This is a genomic window from Kluyvera sp. Awk 3 (assembly GCF_028069715.1).
GTDB lineage: Bacteria > Pseudomonadota > Gammaproteobacteria > Enterobacterales > Enterobacteriaceae > Kluyvera > Kluyvera georgiana_A.
Map to the genome: position 1 here is coordinate 1 of NZ_JANEWH010000262.1, position 2,035 is coordinate 2,035.

2 protein-coding genes are annotated in these 2,035 nt (G+C 47.6%); one reads left to right on the plus strand and one right to left on the minus strand.

Going from position 1 to position 2,035, the window contains the following annotated elements; all coding sequences use genetic code 11:
- Positions 1-352 precede the first annotated feature (352 nt).
- Positions 353-712, plus strand: coding sequence for a DUF4156 domain-containing protein (locus NNN71_RS24455; protein ID WP_271459563.1), 360 nt, complete (start codon positions 353-355; stop codon positions 710-712).
- 159 nt (positions 713-871) lie between these two features.
- On the opposite strand, the gene ychF is transcribed toward NNN71_RS24455, so the two are convergent.
- On the minus strand, positions 872-1,966 hold the full coding sequence (gene ychF / locus NNN71_RS24460) for a redox-regulated ATPase YchF (RefSeq protein ID WP_064544932.1): 1,095 nt from the start codon (positions 1,964-1,966) through the stop codon (positions 872-874).
- Between the last annotated feature and the right edge of the window lie 69 nt (positions 1,967-2,035).

A 2,035-nucleotide genomic window follows, 5' to 3' on the forward strand; every position in this document is an offset into this window, starting at 1 on the left:
ATCTTTTACCATCTGCTTCTGAAAGACATTCAGCTGTACTGACGGTTTATCGCATCACTGCGAAGGAATATGCAGGAACTGTTGTAGGGATTTTCCTACGACTGATACCGAAAAGTATGATTTTTTGATGTGGGGAATATTTATATGCTTCACGCATATGCTTTAGTTGCCATAGGAACTTAACCCGGGTAAAGACATTGGAGCTAAATTTCATTGGGTGTATTAATTGGTGGAGGGGGCTTCTGATGAATGAAATGACATTTTACAGTAAGAAATGGCTGCTAATTATAAATTGTACTCAATAAGTTTTACTATTTTTAATCATAATTTTTGGATGAGTGAAAAGGTTATTATGAAACGCGTAACATTAGTGTCTTTCTGTATTTTTCTATCAGCATGTTCTGCGCAATCTTTAAATTCAGGAGCTGAGCAGGTGCGTATTACACATTCTGAACCTGCTAATGATTGTGTATTTCTTGGAGAGGTGACGGGCAGCCAGGGAAACTTTTTTACGGGTGCCTGGACATCAAACGCAAGTCTGGAAACGGGCGCTCGGAACGATCTTAAAAATAAGGCACTGAAAATGGGGGGGAACAGGATCGTGATTATTACACAGCGTGCAGGTCAAACCGGGACTTCTTACTTTGGTTCAGGCTCGAATCAACAGACCAATGCCACATTAAGCGGATCGGTTTACCGCTGCCAGGATTAAAAAGGTACTGTAGCCATCCTGTCATGCAGGTCGGGTTGTTCACAGGAGACCGACTGGAAAGTCAATTAAGGTTAAAAAAAATCCACGCAATTGCGTGGATTTATAGCTTTATTGATGTTTATGAGATTCAGCGAAACCTCATGAGACAGCAGCTTTTATTTAGACGTTGAACAAGAAGTTCATCACATCGCCATCTTTAACGATGTAATCTTTCCCTTCTGCACGCATCTTGCCCGCTTCTTTTGCGCCTTGCTCACCTTTATAGGTGATGAAATCTTCAAACGCGATGGTCTGTGCGCGGATAAAGCCTTTTTCGAAGTCGGTATGGATTTTACCCGCCGCCTGTGGTGCGGTTGCGCCAACAGGGATGGTCCATGCGCGAACTTCTTTCACGCCCGCGGTGAAGTAGGTCTGCAGATTCAGCAGTTCGTAACCGGCGCGGATCACGCGGTTCAGGCCCGGTTCTTCGAGACCCATTTCAGCCATGAATTCTTCACGGTCTGCATCGTCGAGTTCAGCGATATCGGCTTCCACGGCGGCGCAAACGGCAACCACGACTGAACCTTCAGCCGCAGCGATTTCGCGCACTTTGTCGAGGTACGGGTTGTTTTCAAAACCGTCTTCGTTGACGTTGGCGATATACATGGTTGGCTTCAGGGTCAGGAAGCTCAGGTATTTGATGGCCGCTTTATCTTCGTCGGTCAGCGTTTTCAGAGCGCGCAGCATGCCCGCGTTTTCCAGCTGCGGCAGACATTTTTCCAGCGCGGCCAGCTCGGCTTTGGCGTCTTTGTCGCCGCCTTTAGCTTTCTTCTGCACGCGGTGAATCGCGCGTTCACAGGTGTCGAGGTCGGACAGCGCCAGCTCGGTGTTGATGACGTCGATATCGTCAGCCGGATCCACTTTGTTATTCACGTGGATGATGTTGTCGTTTTCGAAGCAGCGAACAACGTGGCCAATCGCTTCGGTTTCGCGGATGTTGGTCAGGAACTGGTTACCCAGGCCTTCACCTTTAGATGCGCCTTTTACCAGGCCCGCGATGTCGACGAATTCCATGGTGGTCGGCAGGATGCGCTGCGGTTTAACGATTTCCGCTAGCTGGTCCAGACGTGGATCGGGCATCGGCACAACGCCTGTGTTCGGCTCGATAGTACAGAACGGGAAGTTCGCCGCTTCAATACCCGCTTTGGTGAGCGCGTTGAACAGGGTGGATTTGCCTACGTTTGGCAAACCAACGATACCGCATTTGAATCCCATGTTTAAATCACCTTAATCTTTTGATATTCAACCTGTTATAGAGAACAGATTGTAGAAAAGTAAATAACT

What these genes read in the sequence shown, in the direction of transcription:
- NNN71_RS24455 (WP_271459563.1), top strand. Translation starts at nt 353, where the DNA reads ATGAAACGCGTAACATTAGTGTCTTTCTGTATTTTTCTATCAGCATGT.
- ychF (WP_064544932.1), bottom strand. Translation starts at nt 1,966, where the DNA reads ATGGGATTCAAATGCGGTATCGTTGGTTTGCCAAACGTAGGCAAATCC.